Origin of the sequence: Nannocystis exedens, assembly GCF_002343915.1 — a bacterium.
GTDB lineage: Bacteria > Myxococcota_A > Polyangia > Nannocystales > Nannocystaceae > Nannocystis > Nannocystis exedens.
Genome location: NZ_NETK01000001.1, coordinates 9,310,966 through 9,337,592, shown reverse-complemented (window position 1 = coordinate 9,337,592; position 26,627 = coordinate 9,310,966). Strand labels below are relative to the sequence as shown.

General features: G+C 70.3%; 17 protein-coding genes. 7 read left to right on the top strand and 10 right to left on the bottom strand.

Annotation, left to right across the window (positions count from 1 at the left end; all coding sequences use genetic code 11):
• Positions 1-104 precede the first annotated feature (104 nt).
• Complete coding sequence (locus NAEX_RS36500; RefSeq protein WP_096332093.1) at positions 105-494, bottom strand: DUF2330 domain-containing protein; 390 nt, start codon at positions 492-494, stop codon at positions 105-107.
• Positions 495-691: 197 nt separating this feature from the next.
• Here NAEX_RS36500 and NAEX_RS36495 point away from each other — a divergent pair, with 197 nt between their 5' ends.
• Both NAEX_RS36495 and kbl read left to right on the top strand, forming a co-directional pair.
• Positions 692-1,681 carry an NAD-dependent epimerase/dehydratase family protein gene (locus tag NAEX_RS36495; protein ID WP_096332092.1) on the top strand — a complete coding sequence of 330 codons (990 nt, stop codon included), beginning with the start codon at positions 692-694 and terminating at the stop codon, positions 1,679-1,681.
• A gap of 35 nt (positions 1,682-1,716) precedes the next feature.
• Positions 1,717-2,907: a glycine C-acetyltransferase gene (gene kbl / locus NAEX_RS36490; RefSeq protein WP_096332091.1), complete on the top strand. Its 1,191-nt coding sequence runs from the start codon at positions 1,717-1,719 to the stop codon at positions 2,905-2,907.
• A gap of 125 nt (positions 2,908-3,032) precedes the next feature.
• Here kbl and NAEX_RS36485 read toward each other — a convergent pair whose 3' ends face one another.
• Positions 3,033-3,443: a hypothetical protein gene (locus NAEX_RS36485; protein WP_143140746.1), complete on the bottom strand. Its 411-nt coding sequence runs from the start codon at positions 3,441-3,443 to the stop codon at positions 3,033-3,035.
• A 226-nt stretch (positions 3,444-3,669) separates the two neighbouring features.
• Between NAEX_RS36485 and NAEX_RS48825 the strand changes: the two genes are divergently transcribed.
• Together NAEX_RS48825 and NAEX_RS36475 are read left to right on the top strand one after the other, a co-directional pair.
• Entirely contained in the window at positions 3,670-4,593 is a 924-nt protein-coding gene (locus tag NAEX_RS48825; RefSeq protein ID WP_143140745.1) for a hypothetical protein, read from the top strand.
• Positions 4,594-4,717: 124 nt separating this feature from the next.
• Positions 4,718-5,845: a M14 family metallopeptidase gene (locus tag NAEX_RS36475; protein WP_096332089.1), complete on the top strand. Its 1,128-nt coding sequence runs from the start codon at positions 4,718-4,720 to the stop codon at positions 5,843-5,845.
• A 162-nt stretch (positions 5,846-6,007) separates the two neighbouring features.
• On the opposite strand, the gene NAEX_RS36470 is transcribed toward NAEX_RS36475, so the two are convergent.
• A complete protein-coding gene (locus NAEX_RS36470) occupies positions 6,008-8,017 on the bottom strand; it encodes a ribonuclease R family protein (RefSeq protein WP_170136301.1) in 2,010 nt (669 codons plus the stop codon).
• Positions 8,018-8,113: 96 nt separating this feature from the next.
• A complete protein-coding gene (locus NAEX_RS36465; RefSeq protein WP_170136300.1) occupies positions 8,114-9,271 on the bottom strand; it encodes an outer membrane protein assembly factor BamB family protein in 1,158 nt (385 codons plus the stop codon).
• Positions 9,272-9,795: 524 nt separating this feature from the next.
• Here NAEX_RS36465 and NAEX_RS36460 point away from each other — a divergent pair.
• Positions 9,796-10,704, top strand: coding sequence for a hypothetical protein (locus tag NAEX_RS36460; RefSeq protein WP_096332086.1), 909 nt, complete (start codon positions 9,796-9,798; stop codon positions 10,702-10,704).
• A gap of 264 nt (positions 10,705-10,968) precedes the next feature.
• On the top strand, positions 10,969-12,861 hold the full coding sequence (htpG, locus tag NAEX_RS36455) for a molecular chaperone HtpG (RefSeq protein ID WP_170136299.1): 1,893 nt from the start codon (positions 10,969-10,971) through the stop codon (positions 12,859-12,861).
• A 146-nt stretch (positions 12,862-13,007) separates the two neighbouring features.
• Here htpG and NAEX_RS36450 read toward each other — a convergent pair whose 3' ends face one another.
• The 5 genes from NAEX_RS36450 to NAEX_RS36430 all read right to left on the bottom strand — a co-directional run bounded on the left by NAEX_RS36450 (position 13,008) and on the right by NAEX_RS36430 (position 24,017).
• The gene (locus NAEX_RS36450; RefSeq protein ID WP_096332084.1) at positions 13,008-13,805 is read right to left on the bottom strand and encodes a BPL-N domain-containing protein; all 798 of its coding nucleotides are present in this window, start codon (positions 13,803-13,805) and stop codon (positions 13,008-13,010) included.
• A gap of 101 nt (positions 13,806-13,906) precedes the next feature.
• Positions 13,907-19,297: a DNA repair ATPase gene (locus NAEX_RS36445; RefSeq protein ID WP_096332083.1), complete on the bottom strand. Its 5,391-nt coding sequence runs from the start codon at positions 19,295-19,297 to the stop codon at positions 13,907-13,909.
• A gap of 12 nt (positions 19,298-19,309) precedes the next feature.
• Complete coding sequence (locus NAEX_RS36440) at positions 19,310-21,463, bottom strand: flotillin family protein (RefSeq protein WP_096332082.1); 2,154 nt, start codon at positions 21,461-21,463, stop codon at positions 19,310-19,312.
• Positions 21,464-21,495: 32 nt separating this feature from the next.
• Positions 21,496-22,254, bottom strand: coding sequence for a hypothetical protein (locus NAEX_RS36435; protein ID WP_096332081.1), 759 nt, complete (start codon positions 22,252-22,254; stop codon positions 21,496-21,498).
• A gap of 140 nt (positions 22,255-22,394) precedes the next feature.
• Positions 22,395-24,017 (bottom strand): aldehyde dehydrogenase family protein, encoded by a 1,623-nt coding sequence (locus NAEX_RS36430; protein WP_170136298.1) that lies wholly within the window; start codon positions 24,015-24,017, stop codon positions 22,395-22,397.
• A gap of 305 nt (positions 24,018-24,322) precedes the next feature.
• Between NAEX_RS36430 and NAEX_RS36425 the strand changes: the two genes are divergently transcribed.
• A complete protein-coding gene (locus tag NAEX_RS36425; protein WP_096332079.1) occupies positions 24,323-25,117 on the top strand; it encodes a hypothetical protein in 795 nt (264 codons plus the stop codon).
• Between the two features lie 169 nt (positions 25,118-25,286).
• On the opposite strand, the gene NAEX_RS36420 is transcribed toward NAEX_RS36425, so the two are convergent.
• Positions 25,287-26,528 carry a penicillin-insensitive murein endopeptidase gene (locus tag NAEX_RS36420; RefSeq protein ID WP_096332078.1) on the bottom strand — a complete coding sequence of 414 codons (1,242 nt, stop codon included), beginning with the start codon at positions 26,526-26,528 and terminating at the stop codon, positions 25,287-25,289.
• Positions 26,529-26,627 lie beyond the last annotated feature (99 nt).

Here is a 26,627-nt window from a genome sequence, read left to right as displayed (position 1 = left end):
CGCCGAATCACCGCTCGCGTCGCCCGACCCACCGCCCACGCGCGGCTCCCCCGGCAGCGCCGGGATGGAGAGCCTCTTCACCTCGAGGTCCGCGCATCGACGCGCTACCCGGCACGAACGCCAGGTCGCGCGCCGCCAGGGCCGCGGCTCGCTTCGTTCGGCGGGCCGCCCCGGCTCGCGCGCCGCGGGTGCTGACCGCAGCTCGGCCCTTCGGAAGGGTGGCAGAGGATGGCACGAGCCTGTGTCGATCCACCCCGCGATCGTCGCCTGCTCTCGCCGTGCAGCGCGAAGAACCCGGGGAAGTTGCCGCGGGTCGCGTCGGCCACCTCGAGGTTGGTCGGGATCGGCACGATGAGATCGTTGGCCGCCTCGTCGCGGGTGTTGCGGGCCAGCACATGGACGATGAGGTCTTGCTCGACCCTGGCGTCGAGCAGCCCCAGCCGCACCGGCAGCGCGAACGGGTCGCTGTCGTGGTGGGACCGCGCCGCTCCCACGCGCGCTCGCGCCCTCACATGTCCCGAAGGCCAGCCGGTGTGCAGCCGCCTGCACCGATCGCAGGCCCCGGTCCGCGCTCGCGAGCGGCGGGGGGTCCGCGACGTGTGAGATTCGCCAGGGGGTCCGTGGACCCGCCCCGCTTGCGGCGGCGCGCCGCGATTTGCCACCATGCGCGCGGAGCTCGGCCAGTCCCCTCATGACAGCATCCCACGGCCCAGTCGGCCCCCACACCACCCCGGGCCGCAAGGTCCTCGTCACCGGCGCCGGCGGACAGGTCGGCCTCGATCTCCTGCAGGCGCTGCGGGCCCGCGGCGACCAGGTGTTCGCCAGCGACCTCGCCCCGCCGAGCGGCGACGCCGGCCTCGGCCTGCCCTGGTCGAGCCTCGACGTCACCAGGGCCACCCAGGTCGACGCGCTGTTCGCCGAGCTGCGCCCCGACGTCGTCTACCACCTGGCCGCGATCCTCAGCGCCACCGGCGAGCGCGACCCGCTGCGCACCTACGCCGTCAACCAGGACGGCACCCTGCACGTCCTCGAGGCCGCGCGCAAGTTCGGCGTGCGCCAGGTGATCTTCACCAGCACGATCGCCGTGTTCGGGCCCGGGCTCCCGCCGCTCGTCGGCGACGACGTCCCGCTGCGCCCGACCACCATGTACGGCGTCACCAAGGTCGCCGGCGAGCTGCTCGGCGAGTACTACAGCCGGCGCCACGGCCTCGACTTCCGCGGCGTCCGCTTCCCCGGCCTGCTGTCGGCGGTGCTGCCGGGCGGCGGCACCAGCGACTACGCCCCGCTGATGTACTACGAGTCGCTGCGCACCGGCGGCTACGAGGCGTTCTGCCGCCCCGACAGCCAGATCCCGCTGATGTACATGCCCGACGCCCTGCGCGCCCTGGTCGAGCTGTCGCTGGCCCCGCGCGAGCGCCTCGGCCGCTGCATCTACAACATCGCCGCCTTCTCGCCGACGGCGCAGGAGATCGCGGACGAGGTCGCTCGCGTCGTCCCCGGCGCCCGGATCACCTTCAAGCCCGACCCGGCGCGCCAGGCGATCCTCGACTCGTGGCCGCGCGCGCTCGACGACACCTGCGCCCGCCGCGACTGGGACTGGCGCCCGGCCTGGGACCTGGCCAGGATGAGCGACGACCTCACCCCGAAGCTCGCCGCGCTGGCCGCCCGCGCCGGCGAGTGAACCCTCTTTCCGCCTGCCCCGAAGGACCTGTCCTCATGTACAGCAAAGCCCGCGACCACTACGCCGCCATCCTCGCCGAGATCGACGCCGCCGGCCTGACGAAGCACGAGCGCGTGATCGCCTCGCCGCAGGGCGCCGAAATCACGGTGAACGGGCGCACGGTCCTCAACTTCTGCGCCAACAACTACCTCGGCCTGTCGAGCCACCCGGCCGTGATCGCCGCCGCCCGCGACGCCCTCGACGAGCGCGGCTACGGCATGTCTTCGGTCCGCTTCATCTGCGGCACCCAGGACCGCCACAAGGAGCTCGAGCGGCGCCTCTCCGAGTTCGTCGGCACCGAGGACGCGATCCTCTACTCCTCGTGCTTCGACGCCAACGGCGGCCTGTTCGAGACCCTGCTCGGGCCCGAGGACGCGATCATCTCCGACGCCCTCAACCACGCCTCGATCATCGACGGCATCCGCCTGTGCAAGGCGCAGCGCCATCGCTACGCCAACGACAACCTCGAGGAGCTCGAGACGATCCTCAAGGACACCCAGTCGGCCCGCCTGCGCATGATCGCCACCGACGGCGTGTTCAGCATGGACGGCAACATCGCCCGCGTGAACCAGATCTGCGACCTCGCCGAGAAGTACGGCGCCATGGTCATGGTCGACGACAGCCACGCCACCGGCTTCGTCGGCCCCACGGGGCGCGGCAGCCACGAGCACAGCGGCGCGTTCGGCCGCGTCGACATCATCACCAGCACCCTCGGCAAGGCCCTCGGCGGCGCCTCGGGCGGGTTCGTCGCGGCCAGCAAGGAGATCGTGGCCCTCCTGCGCAACCGCTCGCGGCCGTACCTGTTCAGCAACTCGCTCGCGCCGTCGATCGTCGCCGCCTCGCTCGCGGTCATGGACCTCTTGACCGGCAGCTCCGAGCTGCGCGACCGCCTCGGCGCCAACACCCGTCGCTTCCGCGCCGGCATGACCGCCGCCGGCTTCGCCATCAAGCCCGGCGTCCACCCGATCGTCCCCGTCATGCTCGGCGACGCCCGCCTGGCCGGCGAATTCGCGGCCCAGATGCTCGAAGAGGGCATCTACGTGATCGGCTTCTCCTACCCGGTCGTGCCCAAGGACCAGGCCCGGATCCGCGTCCAGCTGTCGGCCGGCCACCAGCCGGAGCACGTCGAGCGCGCGATCGCGGCCTTCTCGGCCGTCGGCAAGCGCCTGGGCGTCCTGCCCGCTTGAACATGTCTCGAAGCGCCTGTCCCTAGGGACACTTGAGGACGGGCGCCCCCGCTCGCGGAGCGATCTCCCGCCGCTCGCTGCAAGGTCGCAGTCGGGCCAGCGGGTTCGCGCGTCCTGCGCGGTCCTCAGCGGCTCTTCACGTTGGCGATCATCATCAACACGAGGCACGCGAGGACCGGGATCACATAGGGCACGACCTTGAGCCCCCCGAGCTCGAAGTTCTGCCAGCCGAGCAGGAACTCGCCGCCCGCGATCGATGCGGCCACCAGGAGCGCCCCCAGGCGCTCCGGCCAATCGGTCTCGATCTTCAGCCCGATATAGAAGATGAGCAGCCCGACCGCGCCCGTGATCGCGGGGAAGGCCCACGCCGGCAGCCCGGCGATGGCGTCGATCCCTTGGGTCGCCAGCTCCGGGTTGCTCAGCGCCAGGTTGGCGAGGACAGCCACCAACACCAGTCCAGTGGCGAAGATCAGGTAGGTCCAGATGCGCCCCTTGTGGGCCCGGTGGCTGTGATCGTGCGCGTGACCTGTTGCCATGCTTCCTCCGCCGGCACTGTACCGCGTCCGGCCGGTCACACCCTGACCCCATTGCGACGCGGAACACAGTCAACCAACACGCGCGGTCTCGGTCGCCGGCCGGCGGGCCATCCCTCGCAATTCCGACGTCCCCCCTTGCCGAGTCTGACAGTGTCGGGCACGATGAAATCGTTCGGCTTCGGATCCATCGACGCACTTACTGTTCTTTTTTCGTCACGGTACTCCCATGCAACGCAACGCTCTCCGCTGGCTTCGTAACCTCCCGCTCCTCTCACTGATCGTCACGCCGCTCGTCATCCCCGCGTGTGGCATCTCGAAGCTCGATATCGACGGCTACGAGGACGGCGACGAAAAGGGTGAAGGCGGCGAAGAAGGCGGCCAGGGCGAGGAAGAGGGCGGCCTCCCCGGTGAAGAGGGCGGCGTCGAGGAAGGCGGCCACCACGAAGAGGGCGGCGTCCCCGACCCCGGCACCGGCGGCTGGGAGGAAGGCGGCGAGGGCGGCGAGCAGGGCGAGAGCGGCCCGCCCGACCCCGGCGAGGAGGGCGGCGAGGAAGGCCAGGCCGAGTGGGGCGGCGAGGAAGAGGGCGGCGGCGAAGGCCCCAACCCCGGTGAAGAGGGCGGCGAGGAAGGCCAGGCCGAATGGGGCGGCGAGGAAGGCGGCGAAGGCCCGTTCCCCGGCGAGGAAGGCGGCGAGGAGGGCCAGGCCGAGTGGGGCGGTGAGGAAGGCGGCGAGGGCCCGTTCCCCGGCGAGGAAGGCGGCGAGGAAGGCCAGGCCGAGTGGGGCGGTGAAGAAGGCGGCGGCGAAGGTCCCCTGCCCGGCGAGGAAGGAGGCCAGGAGGGCAACGCCGAATGGGGCGGCGAGGACGGCGGCGGCGAAGGTCCCCTGCCCGGCGAGGAAGGCGGCCAGGAGGGCAACGCCGAATGGGGCGGCGAGGACGGCGGCGGCGAGATCGGCGGCGAGACCGGCGACCTCCCCGGCGAGGAAGGCGGCGAGTGGGGCGGCGAAGGCGGCGACCCCAACCAGGGCGCCCACAAGCCGGCCAGCAAGCCCATCGTGCTGATCGAGAAGCAGTTCAATCAATGCCTCGACTCGGGCAACGCCTACAACCACTGTGTCGGCCAGCTCGACCTCGCGTTGAAGAAGCTCTGAGCCTGCACGCGTCCGCGTGAACGCAGCGCCGAGGTCCCCGCGACCTCGGCGTTTTGCTTGGTTCCTTCGTCACGCGCCCGAACTTGCGCGGACCGCCGATGCGCCGGACACTTCGCGCGGACCGATGCAGATCACCAGCAACTTCGACGGCGGCAACATCCTCGTCCGCGACATCGCCGACCCCGGCGACGCTCACCTCGAGATCCGCCGCGACAACAACTCCGACTTCTACCAGTGGTTCTACTTCCGCGCCTCCGGCGTGCGTGACACCCCGCTCGCGCTGCACATCGACAACGCCGGCAGCAGCAGCTACCCGCCGGGCTGGAAGGACTACCGCGCCGTCGCCTCCTACGATCGCGAGCTCTGGTTCCGCGTGCCGACCGACTACGACGGCAAGCGCCTCACGATCCGCCACACCCCCGAGCACGACAGCGTCTGGTACGCCTACTTCGCGCCTTACTCGCACGAGCGCCACCAGGACCTCGTCGCCGCCTGTCAGACGTCCCCGCGGTGCCGCCACGAGCTGCTCGGCGCCACCCTCGACGGCCGCGACCTCGACCTCCTCGTCATCGGCGAGCCGGCGGCGGACAAGCGCGTGTGCTGGATCGTCGCCCGCCAGCACCCCGGCGAGACCATGGCCGAGTGGCTCATGGAGGGCCTGCTCGAGCGCCTGCTCGACGACGAGGATCCGGTCGCGCGCCAGCTGCTCGCCAGGGCCGTCTTCTACTGCGTCCCCAACATGAACCCCGACGGCGCGTTCCGCGGCAACCTGCGCACCAACGCCGCCGGCGCCAACCTCAACCGCGAGTGGCAGGAGCCCACGCGCGAGCGCAGCCCCGAGGTCTACTACGTCCGCAAGCGGATGGAGCAGACCGGCGTCGACTTCTGCCTCGACGTCCACGGCGACGAGGCCCTGCCCTACAACTTCATCGCCGGCCCCGACGGCGTCGCCTCCGTCACGAGGCGCGTGCTCGACCTGCAGGACGAGTACGAGCGCCTGCTGATGCGCAGCAGCCCCGACTTCCAGCTCGAGCACGGCTACGACGCGGTGGCCCCGGGCGCCGCCAACATGACGATGTGCACCACCTTCGTCGCCGACCGCTTCGGCTGCCTGTCGATGACGCTCGAGCAGCCGTTCAAGGACACCGCCGACTCGCCGCACGAGTTGGTCGGCTGGTCGCCCGAGCGCTGCCGCAAGCTCGGCCGCGCCAACCTCGACGCGCTCTACGGCGTCCTCGACCGCCTGCGCTGACGCCGGGCGCGGGCGCGACGCCCGGGCTGCGATCGCGTCGCCGGCGCCGCCTCCCTGCCCCCTCGCGCCGGCCAGACGCCGGCCGCACCTAGCCCTCGAGACACGCGACCGCGCCCTCGCGATCGCCTGTCCTTTCGAGCAGGCCCGACCTCGCGCCCGCGTCTAGTGCTTGCCTGTCCCTTCAGACATGCGCATCACGAACGCGAACTCGATCTTGCGCCGCTGCACGCTGCTGTCGATCACCTCGACCACCACTCGGTCGCCGACCGTCAGGGTGAAGCCGGTGCGCTGGCCGACCAGCTTGACCCCGGTCGTGTCGAGCTGGAACACCTCGCCGCGGTCGCGCTCGAGGTTGCCGAGGCGCACCAGGCCGTCGACGAACGGCCGGTCGACCTGCACGAACACCCCGGGCGAGCCGATGCCCGAGACCGTGGCCTCGAACCGGTCGCCGACGCGGTCGCGCATGTAGAGCGCCGCGAACAACGACTTGCTGTCGCGCTCGGCGTCGGCGACCGCCCGCTCGCGCAGGCTGCTGCGGGCCGCCTGTTCCGCCGTCTGCTCGCGCTGCGGCATCGCCGGCACCGGCTCCGGCCCGGGCAGCCCGCCGATCTTCGCCAGGTGCGCCTTGAGCACGCGGTGGACGATCAGGTCCGGGTAGCGCCGGATCGGCGACGTGAAGTGCGCGTAGGCGTCGCTGGCGAGCGCGAAGTGGCCCACGTTGTCGACGCTGTACTGCGCCTGGGCCATCGCCCGCAGCATGAACATGTGCAGCGCGGCGCGGCGCGGGTGGTGCTGCGTGCGGCTCAGGAACTTCTGCGCCCCGCGCGGCGTGGTCAGCTTCTCCGGGTCGGCCTTGGCGCCCAGCGCCTCGGCCACCGTCGCCAGCTGCTCGAGCCGCACCGGGTCGGGCGGCGCGTGGATCCGGTAGACCAGCGGCAGCTTGGCCGACACGGCGACGCGCGCGACCGCCTCGTTGGCGGCCAGCATCAGCTCCTCGATCAGGTTGTAGGCTCGCGCCAGCTCGGAGCTGGCGCGCGTCGGCACGATGTCGCGGATCCGCTCCGGATCGTCCTGGTCGAGCAGCACCTTGATCTCGGGCACGCTGAGCTCGATCGCCCCGCGCCGCAGCCGCCGCGCGCGCAGCCGGTCGGCCGCCGCTCGCAGCGCCGCGATCCGCGAGCGGACCTCCGGCGGCTGGGTCGGCTGGCTACCGGTCTCATCGGACAGCACGGCCGCGACCTCCTCGTAGGTCAGGCGCTTGCGGCTGTGGATGACCGCCGCGCGGAGCACCAGCTCGTCGATCTCGCCGTCGGCCTCGAGGCGGAAGCTCGCCACCATCGCCAGGCGGTCCTGCTCCGGCACCAGCGAGCACATGTGCGACGACAGCGCCCGCGGCAGCATCGGGATCGACCTGTTGGGCAGGTAGCACGAGAAGCAGCGCCAGGCCGCCTCGCGATCGATCGCCGTGCCCTCGCGGACGTAGTGCGACACGTCGGCCACGGCCACGTGGACGCGCACCGCCCCGTGCGGCCCCTCGCCGGCGATCTCCTCGACGCACACGGCGTCGTCGAAGTCGCGGGCGTCGACCGGATCGATCGTCATGAACTCGAGCCCGCGCAGGTCGGCGCGGTTCGCCAGGTCCTCCGGCTGCACCGTCTCCGGCACCGCCTCGGCCTCGGCCAGCACGTCCGCCGCGAACTCGGGGTCGATGTTGTACTCGAGCAGGATCTTCGCCTGCTCGGTCGCCAGCGTGTTCGGCGGCCCCAGCAGTCGCTCGATCCGGACCACCCCGCCGTCGCGGGCGTCGTTCGGGTAGCGCGTGATCGCGGCGACCACCACGATGTCCTCGGGGACAGGCGTGTCGTCCTCGACGTCCGGCCGCAGCAGCACGCGCGGATCGTCGCACTCGAGCACGCGGACGCGGCCGATCCGGCGCACCTGCCCGGTCAGACGCGTGCGACCGCGGCGCACGATCCGCACGATCTCTCCCTCGAAGCCCTTCTCGGACGGCCAGCTGTGGACCTCCACCTCGTCGCCGTCCAGCGCGGCGCCCAGGCGGCCGCGGGGAATGAAAACAGTACCTTCACCATCGAGGCGCTCGGCGAAGCCGAAGCCTCCGGGGTTGACGACCAGCTTCGCGGCCGCAGCCCCCTTTTTCTCTTCTTTACTCACGCGCGAGAAGATGCCGACGCCAAACCCCCCGCGCAACCCGCGACGACGCGCGGCAAACGCACGCGCGCGCAAGCACGCCCGAAGAGCGCTTCGCCGCTAACGAAAGGCCCGGAGGTGACCGTCATCGCAGCCGACGACGAGCGTGCCGTCGTCCGTGATCGCGACCGACGAGTCGATGTCGGCGCCGAGCTCGAGCGTCCACAGCACCTTGCCGCGCGGCGACACCGCGTAGAGCCGCTCGTCCTGGCTGCCGAAGAAGATGTTGCCGGCGGCGTCGACCACCGGCGTCGCGTGGATCTTGCCGCCGGTCGGCAGCACCCACTTCACGTCGCCGCCCGGGGACAGCGCGTAAAGGTTGCCGTCGAACGACGTCGCGTAGACCGCCCCGCCCTCGCCGAGGGCGACCGCCGAGCGGATGTCCTTCTGCGCCACGAAGCTCCAGCGCAGGCTGCCGTCGGTGCGCAGCGCGTGCACGCGGCCGTCGTCGGCGCCGACGTAGATCGCCCCGTTTTCGCCGAGCGCCGGCCCGCCGTCGACGTCGGCCCGGATCGAGTACGTCCACTGCATCGCGCCGTCTGCGCTGAGGGACATGAACAATCCGTCCTGTCCTCCGACGTAGATCGTGCCGTCGCCCGCCACCAGCGGGGCCGCGAACACGTGCTTGGCCTGGATCGACGCGTCGGCCGGGTAGTGCCAGCGAATCTGTCCTTCGGGACTGATGCGATAGACCCCGTCGGCGCCGAGGATGAGGTCGCCGTCGGGCGCGATCGTCGGGCCGCCGTCGGCGTCGCAGCGGGCGCCTTCGGGGCCCGGCACGCGCGCGCCGTCGCAGTTGCCGAGCTTGAGGGTCCACGCGATCGCCTGCTTGTCGAGGTCGATCGCGTAGAGCGTGTCGTCGTCGGCGCCGACGAACGCGCGATGACCAGCGACCGCGGCCGTGGCCCACACCATCCCGCCGAGCGTCACGTCGAGCACGATCTCGCCGGCGCGCGGACCGCCGAGCGCCACCCCGACGAAGCGGCCCGCGTGCGTCCCGACCAGCGCCGCGGCCTCACCGCCGACCTTGCCGAGCGCCGGTGAGGCGAACACCACCGCGCCGAGATCGCGGTCCCACAGCTCCTTCGGCTCCTCCGTGGGCCCCTTTCCCTTCGTCGGCCCGGCGTGGCCGGGGCCGCCGCGGGCCCACTTGCCGGTCGCCGGCGCCGGCGCGCGCGACGTTGCAGATACAGCCGCCTCGGGCGGTCTGGGGGCCACGCAGGCCCCTTTTTCGCAGATTCGGTCGCCTTTGCAGTCGGTGTCCTTGGTGCAACCCGCGTCCTGGGTGGCCGGCGCCTCGGTCGCCTCGGTCCACTGGCACCCGGCCGCACCGAGCACTCCGGCGACCGTCAGCGCAAGCCCTAGAACATCGTTACTTCGACTTCTGCGCGACACTCCAGGAGTCCTTTGCCGGGCGCGACCAAGTGAGCGAAAACTCTTGCCTTTGCGGCAATCTACCTTCGGCTCGGCTTTGACATCAACATTTTGGGGTGGTACCTGTATCCCGATATTCGCGGGAAAAAACGCCCCCCAGCGCGACTTCCCGCGCGGGACCGGGCGTCGCCCGCTGCCCCCGGGCAGCCCCTTTTTCCTGCAGGCGCGCCTTCGACGCACCACCCCGAACCCGCCCTGTGTTCCCCTCGATTCACCCTCTGAGCAGCCCCCGAACGACGTTCTGTCGCATTCTGGGTCTGGCTCGGATTTCTGGCCCTCTGGGCCTTCTTTGCGCCTGAGGAGCACGCATGTCCAGCCAGCCAGCCGCCCAGATCTCTTCCGGGACCGACGAGCCGGTCGAAGAGATCTACTACCGCAAGGGCGACATCGACTTCTGTTTCCTGCTGAACCGTCGGCACCACAACCTCCGCGTGTTCGACTACCGCGTCGGCAACTACCAGCAGAAGCGCGACTTCTTCGACCGGATCGCGCGCGCCGAGGGTCTGCGCAAGGTCTTCACGGTGGTCGAGAAGCAAGACTCGAAGAGCTGGCGCAGCGTCGGCTTCTCGCGCGAGGGTGCGATCCCGGGTTATTTCCGCACCGCCGACGCCTATATCATGAGTCGCGTCTACACCGAGGACGGTGAGCCGATTCAGGGCGGGGCGCCGAAGATGGGCGCGCCGCTGGCGTTGCCGGGCAAGGAAGGCAAGGACAAGGACCTCAAGTCCGTGCCCAAGCCGCGCGGCCTCACCGTCGACTTCATCCGCGACCCCGTGCTGCTGCAGGACATCGTCCGCGGCGTCGGCCAGGACGCGCTGTACGCCCCGTTCCGCCGCGGCGTGTTCAACCCCGACCTGGCGATCCACGCCAAGACCGGCAAAAAGGAGTACTGGGTCGGCGCCGAGACCGACAGCTCGTTCGGCCACGCCAAGGTCGACATGCTGACGCCGCCGGTGAAGGACATCGAGCTGCCGGTGCTCGAGTACTGCGTGAAGGCGCTGCTCGACGAGCTGCACAAGCAGGAGACCGCCAGCGTGTTCGCGCTGTGCGCCGCGGACTGGACGCTGAGCAATCAGGTCTACAGCGAGCTCGGCTTCAAGGTCACCGCGCGGCTCACCGATCACATCACGCGCGCCGACGAATTCGTGGGCGCGCAGCTGTGGCACCGCCGCCTGGCCAACGTCGCCGCGCCGAAGCTGAGCAGCCTGATCGGCTGATCGGCGGATCGATCGCCGTCGACGACGCGTCGCGCGTGCGCCCCTCGGCGCGCACGCGCGACGAATCATTGGTTCGACGCCCGCCGCGACCGAGCGCGCCGCCCGAACACCCGCCGCGAACCTCGCCGGCGCCACTTGACGCACCTGGGGGTGGGTTTACCTTCACGCCCGACGCCGCCCGGTGGCGCCCGCGTGCTGAAGTCCGCTGGCGCGCGTGCCGGCGGCCCGCGACAACCCTCCGATTCGTTTTGCCGAAGGTGCCCCGTGACCACTAGCCGCGAAGAGAAGCACGAGTTCAAGGCCGAAGTCAGCGCGCTGCTCCGCCTCGTCACCAACTCGCTGTACACCAACCGCGAGATCTTCCTCCGCGAACTCGTCTCGAACGCCTCCGACGCGCTCGACAAGGCGCGCTTCCAGGGCCTCACCGACACCAACCTGCGCGACCGCCACGAGAAGCCGCAGATCAAGGTCATCGCCGATCATGGCCGCGGCGTCCTCACGATCGAGGACACCGGCGTCGGCATGACACGCGACGAGATCGCGCTGAACCTCGGCACGATCGCGCACTCGGGCACCCTGAAGTTCTTGGAGCAGGCGCGCGCCCAGCAGGAGAGCGGCCAGAAGCCCGACCTCAACCTCATCGGCCAGTTCGGCGTCGGCTTCTACAGCGCCTTCATGGTCGCCGACCGCATCGACGTCACCAGCCTCAGCGCCAGCGAGGGCGCCGAGCCGGTGCACTGGAGCAGCACGGGCGACGGCACCTTCAGCGTCGGCCCGGGCCAGCGGACCACCCGCGGCACCACCATCGAGCTGCACCTCAAGCCCGACGCCAAGGAGTTCCTCGATCGCTGGAAGATCGAGGGCATCATCAAGCGCTACAGCAACTACGTCGTCCACCCGATCCTGCTGAAGGTCGTCGACGACAAGGGCAACACCGAGGTCGACGGCAAGCAGGTCAACGACGCCACCGCGTTCTGGATGCGTCCGGCCCGCGAGCTCACCGACACCGACTACAACGAGTTCTACAAGCACGTCATGGGCGGCTTCGTGCTGCCCGGCGACGAGCCGCTCGGGCACCTGCACCTCCACGCCGACGCGCCGATCCAGTTCGTCGCTCTGCTCTACATCCCGGGCAAGCCGCCGGCCGACCTGTTCCAGGAGGACCGCAAGGCCCTGCAGCTGTACGCCCGCCGCGTCGTCGTGATGGAGAGCTGCGACAAGCTGCTGCCCGGCTACCTCCGCTTCGTCCGCGGCCTCGTCGACTCCGAGGACCTGCCGCTCAACGTCTCGCGCGAGATGCTGCAGGAGCACAGCTCCCTCACCTCGATCCGCCGCCAGCTGACCCGCAAGGTGCTCAAGCTGCTCGAGGGCATCGCCAAGGACAAGCCCGAGACCTACGAGAAGATCTGGGACAACTATGGCGCCGTCCTGAAGGAGGGCATCCACACCGACAGCACGCACCACGACGACCTCGTCGAGCTCCTGCGCTACCGCACCTCGGCCGACGACAAGCTGGTCTCGCTGGCGCAGTACGTCGAGTCGATGCCCGAGGGTCAGCCGGCGATCTACTACATCACCGGCGAGTCGCTGGCCGCGGTGGCCCGCAGCCCGCACCTCGAGGCCTGCCGCGCGCGCGGCTACCAGGTCCTCTACATGGCCGACCCGATCGACGAGTGGGTCGTGCAGGACCTGTCCGAGTACAAGGGCAAGAAGCTCGTCAGCGTCACCCAGGGCGACCTCGACATCCCCGAGGACGAGCAGCACAAGCACGACGCCGGGGCGATCGCCGCGGCCGTGGACAAGTCGAAGCAGCTGCTGACCGACAAGGTCAAGGACGTACGCGTGTCGAAGCGCCTGCGCGAGAGCGCCGCGTGCCTCGTCGACGACAGCGGCGGCCTGTCGCGCAACATGGAGCGGATCCTCAAGATGGCGCGCCAGGACGTGCCGACGCGCCAGCGGATCCTCGAGCTCAACCCCGAGCACCCGTTCGTCCAGGCCGTCGACAAGCTGGCCCGCGAGGCCCCGAGCGACGAGCGCCTCGGCACCTACGTCGAGCTGCTCTACGATCAGGCCGCCCTCGCCGAGGGTCAGGTCCCCGACCCGGCCGGCCTGCTCAAGCGCTTCAACTCGGTGCTCAGCGGCACCATCAAGATCTGAGCCGCCCGCCGGACCTGCAGAGCTCCGCGACGCCCGTCGCGGAGCTCTTCGCGCTTTCTCGGGGCATGTCTGATCGGACATGACCGATGAGACATGACCGATGGGACATATCCTGACGGACTGATCAGGAAAGGTACGGCGCGCGCTCAGCCGAACACGTCGGCGAAGCTCACGTCCGGGCGCACGTCCCCGGGCGTCGCCACCCAGCGCAGGCCGCTCAGCATCAGCGCCTCGTGCACGACCCCGCGCCCGCCGAGGATGGGGTTGGGTGAGAACAACAGCACTCGCCCCTTGCCGAACTGCGACGCCGTGATCGCCGGCGTGCCCGGCATCTCCCCGGGGCCTGTCCCCTTGGACAGGTTGTAGATCTCGCCGACGAACGTCGCCAGCGGCACGTAGGGCGCGAGCCCCTCGACGGCCACCGGCGTGAAGATCGGCCCGTTGGCGTAGAACAGCTTGAATGGCTCGCGCCCCGGGGCCGACACCTCGAGCCCCTCGATCCCGCGCTGCCAGAAGTCCCCGGTGAGGTTGCGGCCCGCGACAATCCGCAGCTTGTGGAACTGGTCCTCGCCCTGCAGCGCCATGTACGCCCCGGCGCACACGCCCACGTAGCCGCCGCCGCGGGCCACGAAGTCCTTCACCTGCTGCTTGCCGACGTCGCCGAGGTTGCGCCCCTGGGCCGTACCGCTGCCGCCCATGAACACGACGACGTCCTCGTCGGCGAGCGACCCGCCGCGGATGTCCCCGGGGACAGTCACGCGCAGGCGAAAGCCCTCGCGCCCCTCGAGCAGCGCTTTGGCCGCGGCGAAGGCCACCGGATGCACCCCGCCGGCCTTGTACAGCGCCACCCGCACCGGCTTTGCGCCCGCGCGCGCCCGCCCCGGCAACATCGCGGCGATCGCCGCCCCGATCGTCGCCCCCAGGAAATCGCGTCGCCGCAGCATTCCTCGAGGGTGCCACAACTCGCCGCGCCGCGCCGCTCCGCGGCCTGGAGACACCGCATGGCGCCCTCGCGTCGAGCTCGAGCGGGTCGCGGGCCGGCCGCTCAGCGCATGTACTTGCCTTTGAGGATCTCGTCGATCTCTTGCAACATCCCGAGCATCTGATCGACGCGCTCCTGCAGGCCGCGCACGTCCTGCAGGTTGCCCGTGGCCGCGCGCACCAGCGGCACCAGCGTCCGCTCGACGATGGCGACCTGCTGAGCGAGCAGTTCCTGCACCCCCGGCGGCGGCTCGTTGTGGACGTCGACCTTGAGCGTGGCCTGGTTGAGGTTCTCGAGCGCGCTGGCGATCCGCGCGACGATCGGCCGGGCCCAGTCGAGTCCTCCGGTCGTCGGCGGCGCCAGGCTCGGCATCGGCAAGGTGCTCAGCTTCTTCTCCGGCTCCGGCGGCTTCTGCTGCGCATGCGCCTGCGCCATCAGCTCGACCAGGCGCGCCTGCTGGGCCAGCTGCGCCTGCTGCAGCTCCTTGCCGTTCGCCGCCTCGCGCTCGGCCACCACCAGCAGCGAGTCCTTGACCTGCTCGACGCGCTCGGCGAGCACCGACAGCTGCCCGGCCACGCGCACGGCCGGGTCGTCGGCCGCGCCGCCGAGGCTGCGCACGCGCTGGAACTCGCGCTTGATCGTCGCCCAGCGCTCGGCTCGCTCGCCGCTCAGGCGGCCGCGCATCTCCGCCAGCTTGAGCAGGTTCTGCTCGGCCGCCACGGTGAGCGTCTGGGCCTCGCCGGCGTAGTGGTCGTCGACCAGGCGATCGACCTCGTCGGCCGTCATCGCCGCCGCGACCTTCTCGGCCAGCTTGTTCATGTTGCGGTAGCTGCCCTGCAGCTTGAACGCCGGCTCGGTGCGGAACTTGTCGTCCATCGCCGCCGACGCGATGTACTCCTTGTTCACGCGCAGCAGCACCTCCTGCACGCGGAACAGGTGCTTGATGACGCCGACGATCTCCTGCACCTCGGCGCCGGAGTAGCCGTACGAGAAGTCGGTGGTCGCGACCTCCTCGCCGCGGGCCATCTTGATGAAGCGGTACACGTCGGCCTGCTCGCGGGTGGCCAGCGGCGCCAGCGTGCGGTTGGAGGTCAGCGTGTTCTCGATGTAGCTGAGCGAGAAGGCCTCGAGGTTGCCGCCGAGGATGTCGCCGAGGTTGTAGGTGTCGGCGCGGTTGGCCAGCATGTCGGGGATCTTGAACGCCGCGCCCGACTCCGTGTACGGGTTGCCCGCCATCACCACGCAGAACTTCTTGCCGCGCAGGTCGTAGGTGCGCGAGCGCCCGCGCCACACGCCCTCAATCCGCCGCTGCGCGTCGCACAGCGAGATGAACTTCTGCAGGAACTCGGGGTTGGTGTGCTGGATGTCGTCGAGGTAGAGCATCACGTTGTTGCCCATCTCGAGCGCCAGGTTGACCTTCTCGACCTCTTGCGCCGCGGTCGCGTTGGGCGCCTCGGCCGGGTCGATCGACACCACCTCGTGGCCGAGCGCCGGCCCGTTGATCTTCATGAACACCAGGCCGAGGCGGTTGGCGACGTACTCCATCAGCGTCGTCTTGCCGTAGCCGGGCGGCGAGATGAGCAGCAGCATGCCCATCCGGTCGGTGCGCTTCTGGTCGCCGGCCGCGCCGAGCTGCTTGGCCATGTTCGCGCCGACCAGCGGCAGGTAGACCTCGCTGACCAGCTTGTTGCGCACGAACGAGGTCAGCACCTTCGGCATGAACTCGTCGAGCCGCAGCCGCTTGCGCTCGCGGTCGATGAGCTGCTGGCGCAGGCGGCGGAACTCGCGGAAGCCCGGCACGCGCACGCGGACGAACTCGCCGAGGCGGCCGAGGAACTCGTCGAGCCGCAGCTCGAGCGTGCGCTCGCGGATCCGTGGGTGCTGCCCCAAAAGACCGGTGACCTGGGTGCTCTCGATCGCGGTCTGGACCTCGCGGTCGAGCTTGCGGTCGGTCAGCGCCAGCGCGGCCGCCTCGACCAGCGCCGTCGCCCCCTTGGCCTGCTCCGGCAGCGCCGCGACGAACGCCTCGAGCCACGCCTTGACCAGCTCGAAGCGCTCGCGCAGGCGGCCCTCGAGCGCGCGCAGGTCGTCGTCGAGCGCGCGCCGCTTGCCGCCGGCCTCGAGCGCGTTCAGCAGCTCCTGCCACAGCGTCTGCGCCGCCGCGCTGGTGACGAAGCGCGGCCGCTCGTCGGCCAGCTCCTCGACCAGGTAGGCCCCGGCGGGGTGGATATCACCTGGCCCGAAGGACAGCCCCGTCTGCTGCGCCCACTCGCCGATCGCCTTCGCCAGCTCGCCGGCCAGCGCCTCCGCCGCGGCCCCGTGCCCGAACACCGCGCGCAGCCGACCCGCGCTCTGGGCCCGGCGGTGCCACACCGCCTTGAGCTCGTTGCGGTCGAACCACGCCCAGAACAGGCAGGCCAGCGCGCGCGGCCCCGGCGACACGCGCAGCAGCCCCGCCGTCGCGTACATCGTCAGCAGCTTGTCGAGGATCAGCGCCGCGTCGGCGTCGTGCAGGCCGCGCTCGTAGCCCTCGTCGTAGCGCTCGGCCGCGAACTTGCGGACCACGTCGACCAGCCCGCCGGCCTCGCGCCCGGCCGCGTGCAGCTTCTCAATCGTCAGCCCCTGCTCGCCGCGCTCGGCCGCGAACAGCACCGCGGCCGCCAGGTACTCGCCGCGGTAGACCCGCTCGGTCTCCGAGACCAACTGCTGCGACCAGAAGTCCTTCGTCTTGGCGAACTCGGGGTCCTCGACCGTCTCGTAAAAATCGGTGCCGCCGAGGTGGATCGCCATGGTGTCGCCGCGCGGCACCAGCGTCAGGTCGAGCACCTGCGTGTTGACGGTGAAGCGGAACGTGCCGAACTTGACGACCTGCGCGCCCTCCTCGAACAGCTCGAGGCGGTCTCGCAGGGCCCGCAGCGCGTCCTGGCGGGCCGACGTGATCTTGGTGGCGATCTCGTCGGCCTTGACGGACGCGCCGAGCCCCATCAGTCGCTCGACCAGCTCCTTGGCCTTGAGCACCATCGCGTCGGCCGCGAAGTAGGCGTTGAGCTCGTCGGCGGTCTTGAAGGTCTGCGCGCGCCGGCCGACGCCCTCGAGGATCCGGTCGGCCGCGGCGACGAGGTTCTGCACCCGCGCCTGCCGCTCGTCGAGCAGCGTCTGCTTGCGGGCCTGGAACGCGTCGTGGACCTCCTCCCGCTTGCCGGCGATCTCGCCGAGGAACTCGTCGAACTCGGAGAACCGCCCGGCCAGCTCCTCGAGCTGCACCAGCAGCTTGGCCAGCTGCTCGTCGCACTTCTCCGGCGTGTCGCACAGCGCCAGGCCCGACTGCACCGTCTGGGCGAACAGCTTGAATTGGGCCGCGAACTCGGCCTTGCCCTCGGCCGTGAGCAGCTGCTTGCGGACGCTCTGGAACGTCGCCCGCACCCGGCCTTGGTGGGCGAACACCGTCGAGATGTCCTCGAGGATCTTCGTCCGCGCCACCGCGTCGCCGACCTGCAGGCCGCTGACCACCTCGGCCAGCACGTTGAGGCCGTCGCCGATCGCCTGGATGTCCTGCTCGATCGGCTGCAGCTGGGCCGCGTTGTCGACCTTCTCGAGCTTCGCGAGGACCTCGTCGAGCCGCTTGCCGACCGGGATCAGCGCCTCGCCCTTGACCAGGAACTCGACGCAAGCCTTGCTGATCCGGTCGAACTCCTCGACGAGCTGCTTCTCGAGCACGTCGAGCGCCGGCAGGTCGATCGACCGCACCTCGCGGAGGGTGATGACCGCCCCCCGCTGGTTGCGCAGGGCCGTCAGCGCCTGCATGTACTGCTCGACGCTCTTCCAGTCGCCCGGCCGCAGCGTCTTGACCAGCGCGGTCTGCTTGGTCTGCGCGTCCTGCAGCGCCTCGCGGGCGCGCTTGCGGATCGCCACGACCTTCTCGAACTCGTCGATGATGAGCTCGCCGGTCTGGCGGATCGTCTTGACGTCGCTGGCGAGGTCGCCGACCTCGGCGTTGCCGAGCCAATAGTAGTTGTCGAGCAGCCGCTGCGCCTGCGCGATCAGGTCCTCGTAGGTCTCGCGGCGCGGGTCGCTGTTCTCGATCAGCCGGCTGATGCTGAACGCCTCGCTGATCCCGCGCACCAGCTCGGCGTTGCCGACCTTCGCCAGGTACGACCCGTCGGTCGGGGCCGCGGCCGCGAACTCCGCCGTCATGAACGGAGTCTGCCAGACCTGCATCGGGTGCAGCTGCGCCTGCTCCTCGCCCTGGGCGCGGAACACCACCAGCCTGCCGTCGCGGAACAGGCTGTACCCGTTGCACTGGATCGGGTTCGCCATCTCCTTGCGGATCAGGTTGTACGGGAACAGCACGTAGCGGCCCTGATCGCGGCGGTAGAACACGTAGAGCACGTCTTCGCCGTTGGGCGCGTCGATCCGGCGCTCGAACTCGAAGGCCCCGGTGTCGCCGCCGAACTGCTTGGTGTCGCCCGTCGTCAGGTAGTACCCGCCGGGGAACACCACGCCGTGGCCCTCGGGCAGCTGCATGCAGCTCTGGCCGATCGCGTCGATGCGGGCGACCGACTTGAGCCGCGTGTTGTAGACGAAGAAGCGGGCCTTCTGCTCGCGGTACGGCAGGATCTTCAGCAGCACCAGCGGGCCGACGAGCGCGTAAAAGAACTTGGCGTCGTCCAGCGCCTGGTTGGCGTCCTCGACCGGCTCGCGGTAGATGCCGAGGCCGTCCTTGGTGTTGTTCTCGACCTTGATCGTCAGGTCGCCGCCGACGGTCTCGACGAACACCAGGTCCTTGATCGACACGTGCGGGTGCGGGCCCGACACCTGGTCCTCGCGCGTCGTCGCCGTCCACTCGAAGTCGTGCGAGGCCGGCTTCGGCAGCTCGCGGTCGCCGCGGGTGTCGACGTAGCGGACCCCGCCGCGCGGCAGCACGTTCCAGTGCAGCACCTTGACGTCGGTGGCCGCCGCGCCGATCTGGAAGATCGCGAACAGCTTGGTGTCCGTCGCCTTGAGCCGCTGGAGGCGCGTGTCCTTGTAGTACTTGTAGATGTCGGTGAAGTCCTTGACGAACTGCTCGCCGTCGAGGAGCCCCGGCACCTTGTCGGGCGTGGCGGGCTGCATCGCCTGGCCCTCGGGCGCGCTGCCGTCGAAGGTCTGGATCGAGAACACGTCCTCGACCGCGACCTCCTTCTTCATGCCGAAGAACACGTTGTAGCCGAGCAGCAGGTGGCCGCCGGTCTGCACGATGTCGGCCGGGACGCAGGCGTGCTCGGTGCGCACGCGCTCGTTGGCGACCACCTGCAGCTCGCTGCCGCCGAACGCCTGCTTGCGCCGCTCGTTGAGCGCGGTGGTCTTCTCGGCCAGCGCCTTGCCCTGCGCGACCAAGCGGGCGCGAATGACCTCGTAACCGCCGCTCTCGAGCGCCTCGCCGCCGTCCCGCGGCTTGTCCTTCGCCTCTGCCATGACGGCTCCGGCTTACTGGATCCCGAGGTCCCTGGCCTTCTCCGCCAGCGCCTGGATCTTCTTCTTCGTCGGGCCGTCGGCGCTGCGCAGCAGATCGGCCAGGAAGGCCGACAGCGTCAACTTCTGCAGGTCGTCGGCCGACACGCCGGACAGCACCTGCTTGAGGTCCTCGGGCAGGCTCTTCTTGCCGTCGAGGTAGTCGCCGAGCAGCTTCTTGAGCGTCTCGCTGTGGTCGAGGGTGCCGTCGATCGACTGCGCCGTGCCGACCGCGCGCACGAACTTGTCGAAGAACTGGCCGTCGCCGCCGACGATGTTGATCTTGGCGTGCTCGAGCGCGGTCGCCAGCACGCGGGCCTGGGCCTCGGCGATGGTCTTCTGGGCCGCGATCTGGGCCAGCTGGACGTCGCGGTCGCGCTCGAGCTGGAGGCGGAACTCCTCGTGCGCGCGCGGCTCGCCGGCGAAGTTTTGCATCGCCTTGCCCTTCTCGGCCAGGCCGGCCGCCTCGGCCAGCAGCTTCTCGCGGATCGCCGTCGCCTGGGCCACGCCCTGGCGCTCCTGCGCGACCGCCTGGGCCGCGCCCTGCTTCTCGATCGCCGCCGCGTCGGCCTCCTTGACCCGGACCTGCGCCAGGCCCTTCTGCTCCTCGCCGCTGGCCTCGACCGCGAAGCGCTCGCGCGCGACCGTGTTCTCGGCCATGCCGCGCTTCTCGATCGCGCCGGCCTCGGCCTCCTGCACGCGGACCTTGGCCATCCCGAGCTTCTCGGTGGCGACCGCGTCGGCCTCCTTGACGCGCACGTTGGCCAGGCCCTGCGCGGCCTCCTGGGCCTGCAGGCCCTCGGCCTCGCGGATCTTCGCCTTCGCCTGCTTGTCGGCCGACTCGAGCGCGGCCTCGGCGAGGATCAGCTGCTTCTTGGCCTCGTGCTTGGCCACCTCTTCCATCGCCTGGGCGTTCTTCACGTCCTTGACCAGGCGCTCCTGGGCCTCGCCCTCGGCCTTGATGACGCGCGACTCCTTGACGCGGTTGGCGTCGGCGAGCACGCGCACGTCCTTGGTGCGCTCCTCCTCCTCGGCCACGCCCTTCTCCACCGACACGCGCTCGCGGACGACGTCGGCGATCGCCTTGCGCTCGATCTCCAGCGCCTTCTCCTTCTCGATGCGCAGCAGCTCGACCGCCCGCTCGCGCGCGATCGCCTCGGTCGCGCGGGCCTTCTCGACCCGCTCCGTCTCGACCTGGACCTCGCGCTCCTTGGCCTTCTCGGCGATGAGGATCGCGCGCTGCTTGTCCTGCTCGGACTTGCCGATCTCGGCCTCGTTGGCCTGCTGGACCAGCATCGTCTTCTTGTGCTCCTCGCTGGCGACCCGCATCGCCTCGTTCTGCTCGCGGGCCTGCGACATCGCGATCTCCTTGTGCTTCTTCGCCTCGGCGTCGGCGCGCTGCTGCTCGTAGCGGAACACCGCCTCGTCGGAGGCGAGGTTCTGCGAGCCGACGTCCATGCGCTCCTTCTGCCGCAGCTCGTTGGTGCGCACGTTCTGGGCCGCGGTGATCTCGGTGATCTTGCGGATGCCCTGGGCGTCGAGGATGTTGTGCGGGTCGAGCGACGACATCGGCGTCTGCTCGAGGAAGTCGATCGCCGCGTCGTCGAGGATGTAGCCGTTGAGGTCGCGGCCGATGACCTCGATCAGCTCGTCCTTGAACTGCTCGCGCTTGGTGTAGAGCTCCTCGAACATCAGCCGCTTGCCGACGGTCTTGAGCGCCTCGGAGAACTTGGCGGAGAACAGCTCGTCGAGGGTCGACTGGTCGGACGCGCGGGCGCAGCCGATCGACTGCGCCACCTTCAAGACGTCTTCGGGGGTCTTGTTGACGCGGACGAAGAACGTGACCTTGATGTCGGCGCGGATGTTGTCGGCGCAGATGAGGCCCTCCTTGCCGCGGCGGTCGATGTCGATCGTCTTGACCGAGATGTCCATCATCTCGGCGCGGTTGATGATCGGATAGACGACCACGCCGGAGAACGCGACCTGGGCGCCCTTGCCCCACGTATTGATGATGATCGCCTTGCCCTGGTCGACCTGGCGGAGGAATCGCGTGACGACGAACGCGATGATGAGACCGAAAAGGAGGATCGCGCCGGCGACGATGGCGATCAGGATCAGAGTCGGATTCATGCGATTAGCGTCCCTCTCTCACGCGCGCCGCGTCACGGGCGGGCGATACTGTCCTTCGATTCGAACGGCTCGACCATGTAATAGTGGGCCTCGGCGTCGTAGCTCACCAGCACCACGCGGGTGTGCCTGACCAGCGCGTTGGGGGTGGCGCAGCGGACGTCGACGATCAGGTTGGCGCCGTCTTCGTGGAGGTTGGCCTGGCCGAACCGCTCGTCGACCCGTCCGGTGGTGATCGTCGCCAGCTTGCCGACCAGCTCGCCGCGACCGATCGGTCGGTGGCGCTTGAACGCGTTGCCGAGCGCGCTGGCGATGAGCCCCGTCAGCATGCCGGCGACCACCACCGCGCCGAAGGCGATGCCGACGTGGACGCCCATCGCCATGACCCCGTAGTCCCGGAGCATCAGCGTGGCGAATGTCGACAGCGCCCACGCGAACAGGACGAGCATGCTGATGACCACCGTCGCCGGCGCCTTGCCGAAGCCGAGCGCGGCGAGCAGGCTGAGGCCCCCCGCGGCGCCCTCGACCTTGCCCCCGACCGCCTCGAGCTTGCCGGTCGCGCCCTCGAGCTTGCCGGCCACCGCGTCGACCTTGCCGGCCATCGCGTCGACCGCCCCGTCGACCTTGCCGGCCATCGCATCGACGGCGCCGTCGATCTTGCCGGCCGCCGCGTCGAGCATGTCGCTGCCGATCCCGCCGATCAGCGCCAGCACCCAATACCCTCCGACGACCAACAAGGCGACCGTGAACACCACGGTGGGGAAGCTGACGATCGCGGCGATGAACTCGTCCATTGGGCCAGCCGGGCGGGCTGTGAATGGTGCCACACGGCCCGTCGCTCTGCCAAGCCGCCCGACCGGGTTCGGATCCGCCCGACGCCGGCGCGCGATCTGTCCATGAAGACAGGTGTGCGCCGCTCGTCGGCGCGCCAGCTTTACGGCGATTCGGTCGACCGCGGGCCGCGTGCCAGCGACAGCAACGAACGGGCGATCTGGAGCGCCCCGCGCGCCTTCTTGCCGATCCCGGCGCCGTAGATCGCCCGCACCGCGCCCGTCACCAGCTCGAGCGTCGCCGGCCGTACGGGGTACAGCGCCATGCCCTGCCGCACCGGGACGCGATCGGTGACGATCGCCTTCTCGTTGCAGCAGGCGCGCAGGCCCTCGCGGCCGTTGATCCGCCCGAACCCCGAGATCTTGAGGCCGCCGAACGGCAGCGACTGGATCATGTAGGCGAGGCCGAAGTCGTTGACCGTGGTCATGCCGGCCGCGATCGCGCGGGCCAGCCGCTCGCCGCGGGCCGGATCGCGCGTGAACACCGACGAGCCGAGACCGTACGGGCAATCGTTGGCCAGCCGCACCGCCTCGGCCTCGGAGTCGACCTTCATGATCACCATGACGGGGCCGAACTGCTCCTCGCGGGTGATCCGCATGGTGTGATCGACGTCGACCAGCACGGTCGGCGGATAGTAGTTGCCCGGCAGGTCGGTCCGCGGCTTGCCGCCGCACAGCACCCGCGCCCCCTTGGCGACCGCGTCGTCGACCAGCTCCTGCACGATCTGGAGCTGGCGCGGCATCGTCATCGCGCCGACGTCGACCTCGCCCTGCAGCGGCGGACCCTGGCGCAGCGCCTTCGCCCGCGCCACCACCTCGCGCACGAACGCGTCGTAGATGCCGGCGAACACGTAAAGCCGCTCGGCGCCGACGCACATCTGGCCGCAGGCGTTGAACACCCCGAACGTGGCGGTGCTGACCGCCTGCTCGAGATCGGCGTCGTCGCAGATGATCATCGGGTCCTTGCCGCCGAGCTCGAGGACCACCGGCGTGAGCGTCTCCGCGGCCGCCGCCATCACCTTGCGGCCGTTCTGGGGCGAGCCGGTGAAGAAGATCTTGTCGACGCCCGAGGTCACGAGCGCCGAGCCGGTCTCGCCGTAGCCGGTGACGATCTGCACGAGGTCGGGGCTGTGGCCGCGACGCCGCAGCACCTCGGCGAAGATCTCGACGTAGCGCAGCGACGACCAGGTCGCCAGCTCGCTGACCTTGACCACCACCGCGTTGCCGGCGAAGAGCGCCGGGATCGTCGGGCAGAAGAAGTTGTGAAACGGGAAGTTCCACGGCGCGATCACGCCGATGACCCCGAGCGGCAGGTACTCGACGCGCGCGGCCTTGTGCGGCAGGAGCCCCGACGGCCGCCGCTCGGCGCGGAGGTCGGCCTCGCCGTGCGCGATCGTGTAGCGGAGCTTCTCGCAGACCGGGAAGATCTCCCCCATCGCCGCGTCGACCATCGTCTTCCCGGAATCGCGCACCGCGAGGCGACAGATCTCCTCCTGGTGCTGGACCACGTAGCGCAAGATGTCCGAAAGGACAGCTCGGCGCTCGGCCCAGGACGTCGCGGCCCACGCCGCCTGGGCCGCGCGGGCGCGCTGGACCACGGCCACGACCGCGGCCCGGTCCATCACCGTCGCCTCGCCGAAGCGTTGGCCGGTGGCCGGGTCGCTGCACGGCAGGACGGAGGGCGGCGGAGGGGGTTCGGGGGGGACGGTGCGCAGCGTGGTCGCCATGGCGCGGCACCTTAGCGGCTTTGGCGGCGCACCGGCTTGAGCCGGATCACGTCGTCTGCAAACATCGACGGTCGTCGGTCCTCGCATGCTCCTGGCCGTTTGCCGCGCAGATCATCGTCGCCGCGCCCGACCTGCCCGCGCCGCGCGGGCCCGGGTCTGTCCCGACGCTCGTCGCCTCCCCCTCCGCGCGCGAGCTCACGGTCCGTGGCGCCTCGCCGGGCGGCGCTCGCCAGGTCCTGCCCCGTCGGCGGCGCCGCATCCCATGGCCTTCAGGACAGGTCCACATTAACTTTAGGACATCCCTCATGCCTCACCTCGTCGTCGCCGCCCTGTCGCTCGCGCTCCTTCAACCGGCTGCGTCCGCGCCGACGCCGACCCCGCCTGTCGCGGCCCAGCCCGCACCTGCGACGTCGGGCCCGGTCGCAGCGCCGGCGGATGCCGCCGCGTCCCCGGCCCCGCCTGACGCGCCCGCGCCCGCGCAGCCGGACCCGCCGTCGCAGTCGGTCCAGCCCTATCCGCCGGCCGCCGCTCCGCTGGATCCGGCCCCCCTACCCGCGAGCACGACCCCGGCCCCGCCCGCCGCCGAGGGGCCCGCGAACGCGCCCGAGTCGGTCACGCACCGCAAGCTCGTATTCGCCAACCTCTACACCCTCGGCTTCAACATCATGTCGCCGGTCCCGTCCGGCGACTTCACGTTCTTCCTCGGCACCAACCTGCGCCCGCGCAGGAATCGGGCCCGCACCTTCGACTGGAACACCGCGCTCGGCTATCAGCTCACGCTCTCGGTCGGGCGCGCGGACGAGCAGACCTTCGATCTGTCGCCCATCGACTACCGCGGCCTCTTCGTCCATCGCCACCACCTCACGGCCATGGGCCAGGGCGGTCCCAAGCAGCGGTTGTTCTACTCGATGGGCGGCGGCGTCATGTTCGCGCTGACCACGATCGGCGGCGTCGAAGGCGAGGGCCGCCTCGGCTACGTGTTCACCAACCCCGAGAAGCGGGTCAAGGGCGTGGTCGGCGGCCAGGCCCGCCTCACGGCCGCGTTCGGCGGCGTCCCGCTGCTGCAGCTCGGCCCGTTCCTCGGCTTCACGGTCTTCTGACCGCTCGGGCATGCCCTCCAGGACATGCCCGAGGGAGCATGTCCCAGAAAACATGCTCCAAAGAACGGCGCCTTCTGCGCGTCCGCGGGCTGCGACGGGAGCCGCCGCCAGGCCATGGCGCGCTGGCGCGGTCGAAGTCGTCGAGCGTTGCGCGGCGCGACGGTCCGCCTCAGCGGTGGAAGCGGACGTGGAAGTGGTCGCGGTGGCCCTTCCAGTGACGGATGATGCCGTAGCCGCGGCCCTTGCCCCGCGGGTACTGGAACAGCTCGTCGAGCTTGGACTCGGGCACGCCCTTCTTCTTGGCGTGCTCGTAGAGGATCTTCTGCAGCCCGTAGTCGAGGAAGATCGCGCGGACCTCCTTGGTGTCGACGAAGGACTTGATCAGCGCCCAGGTGCGCGCGACATCGAGGTTGTCCGCGTTGCCCGAGAGGAAGCGGACCTCGCTCGCGTCCGCGCCCTTGAGCACCAGGCCGACGTCGACGTCGACCCCCTTCTGGTGCGACTTGTGGCCCTTGAGCGGCCCGCCGCCGCGCGCGCTGATGTCGCCGACGTGCACCGGGGGCCCGCCCTTGATGCCCTTGAGCATCGCGTACTTGGAGATCGCGGCCTTAATCGCCTTGATCGTCGCGCCTGTCCCGAAGGCCAGGTGAGGGCGCTTGATGTAATAGTGCTTGCCTGGATCCAGCGGGATGCCGACGCGGAGCACGCCGCGGTCCTCGTCGTGGGTCGGCGCGAACGCGGCGACGATGCCGCGGTCGATCATGATCGTCAGCTCGTCGCCGGGCCGCAGGTCGCTCTTGTTGGCGTCGAGCCGCTTGCGCAGCGAGCCCTTCTGCAGCGCGATCAGCTCGGCGACCTTCATGTGGTGCTTCTCGGCGATCTCGCTCAGCGAGTCGCCCTTCTTCACCGTGTAGCTGCCCTCCTCTTCGAGGTGCGGCGGCACCTCGGGGTCGGGGCAGACCAGCACGATCTGGCCGATCGACAGCTTGTCCGGGTTCTTCTTCAGCTTCGCGTTGAGCTTCGTAATGTCGCTCATCCGCACGCCGTACTGGCCGGCGATGCGCCCGAGGTTGTCGCCGGCCTTGACCCTGTGCTCCCAGATCGGCGTCTTGCCGCCGCAGCGCGGGTCGCCCTTGGGCTTCTTGGCCGAACTGGACTTCGTCGGCTTCTTGCCGGGCTTGGCCTGCTTCGACTTGGCCGCGACCGGCGGCTCCGGCTCGGGCGCCGGCTCGGGCGCGATGACCGCTGGGGCGTCTTCCTCTTCCTCCTCCTCGGGGGTGCCCGCCTCGGGCGGGTCGAGCAGGACCGGGGAGGCCGCCGCGGTGGGGACCGTCACGAGCCCGATCCACAGGGCCAGGGCGGTCAGCGCCCGCGGCAGACGCCCGTGAGGAAGAAGTTGGCTGGTTCGCATTCAGCGCTCCTGTGCTCGAACAGGCCCGGGGGCCCGCGCCGGCGGCCTTAGACCGCGGCGGGGGCGCCAGATTCACCCTCCAGGGCCCTTCCCGGACAA

What these genes read in the sequence shown, in the direction of transcription:
- NAEX_RS36495 (WP_096332092.1), top strand. Translation starts at nt 692, where the DNA reads ATGACAGCATCCCACGGCCCAGTCGGCCCCCACACCACCCCGGGCCGC.
- kbl (WP_096332091.1), top strand. Translation starts at nt 1,717, where the DNA reads ATGTACAGCAAAGCCCGCGACCACTACGCCGCCATCCTCGCCGAGATC.
- NAEX_RS36485 (WP_143140746.1), bottom strand. Translation starts at nt 3,443, where the DNA reads ATGGCAACAGGTCACGCGCACGATCACAGCCACCGGGCCCACAAGGGG.
- NAEX_RS48825 (WP_143140745.1), top strand. Translation starts at nt 3,670, where the DNA reads ATGCAACGCAACGCTCTCCGCTGGCTTCGTAACCTCCCGCTCCTCTCA.
- NAEX_RS36475 (WP_096332089.1), top strand. Translation starts at nt 4,718, where the DNA reads ATGCAGATCACCAGCAACTTCGACGGCGGCAACATCCTCGTCCGCGAC.
- NAEX_RS36460 (WP_096332086.1), top strand. Translation starts at nt 9,796, where the DNA reads ATGTCCAGCCAGCCAGCCGCCCAGATCTCTTCCGGGACCGACGAGCCG.
- NAEX_RS36450 (WP_096332084.1), bottom strand. Translation starts at nt 13,805, where the DNA reads ATGCTGCGGCGACGCGATTTCCTGGGGGCGACGATCGGGGCGGCGATC.
- NAEX_RS36445 (WP_096332083.1), bottom strand. Translation starts at nt 19,297, where the DNA reads ATGGCAGAGGCGAAGGACAAGCCGCGGGACGGCGGCGAGGCGCTCGAG.
- NAEX_RS36440 (WP_096332082.1), bottom strand. Translation starts at nt 21,463, where the DNA reads ATGAATCCGACTCTGATCCTGATCGCCATCGTCGCCGGCGCGATCCTC.
- NAEX_RS36435 (WP_096332081.1), bottom strand. Translation starts at nt 22,254, where the DNA reads ATGGACGAGTTCATCGCCGCGATCGTCAGCTTCCCCACCGTGGTGTTC.
- NAEX_RS36430 (WP_170136298.1), bottom strand. Translation starts at nt 24,017, where the DNA reads ATGGCGACCACGCTGCGCACCGTCCCCCCCGAACCCCCTCCGCCGCCC.
- NAEX_RS36425 (WP_096332079.1), top strand. Translation starts at nt 24,323, where the DNA reads ATGCCTCACCTCGTCGTCGCCGCCCTGTCGCTCGCGCTCCTTCAACCG.
- NAEX_RS36420 (WP_096332078.1), bottom strand. Translation starts at nt 26,528, where the DNA reads ATGCGAACCAGCCAACTTCTTCCTCACGGGCGTCTGCCGCGGGCGCTG.